Source organism: Halalkalibacter oceani, assembly GCF_023715605.1.
Classification (GTDB): Bacteria; Bacillota; Bacilli; order Bacillales; family Bacillaceae_D; genus Halalkalibacter; species Halalkalibacter oceani.
In genome coordinates, this window is record NZ_JAMBOL010000087.1 from 1 (window position 1) to 416 (window position 416).

The window sequence follows — 416 nt, forward strand, 5'->3', positions numbered from 1 at the left end:
GATTATATGCTTTACTTATTGCAAAGCCTTCAATGATTTGATTTTTAGCTTTCAAATGTCCTTGTGTCAATTTATAATCTTGCTTATTTGTCACAAGGACTGGTCCAAACGCGCCTTGCTCATTATTTGCTGATTTCGTGATTGAAAATTGATTCATACCTACGATTGTCATTAAATTAAAAATCGCCGATATCTTTTCATATAGCTTTTTTATCTTGTGATAAGGTTGTATTGACAACAAACCTTTACCACCTAGTAAATCATATTGATTGGCTATATTTTGAATACTATCATCACAAGCAAACTGAACATCAGCATCCACAAACATTAATAAATCATGCGTTGCATATTTGCTACCTTGCCAACAAGCATGTGACTTACCTTGCCATGTAGTATCATTTTCAACAGTATATACG

At 32.9% G+C, this 416-nt stretch carries 1 pseudogene; it reads right to left on the reverse strand.

Annotation, left to right across the window (positions count from 1 at the left end):
- A pseudogene (locus tag M3202_RS22120) lies at positions 1-416 on the reverse strand (glycosyltransferase family 2 protein); the annotation flags it as partial.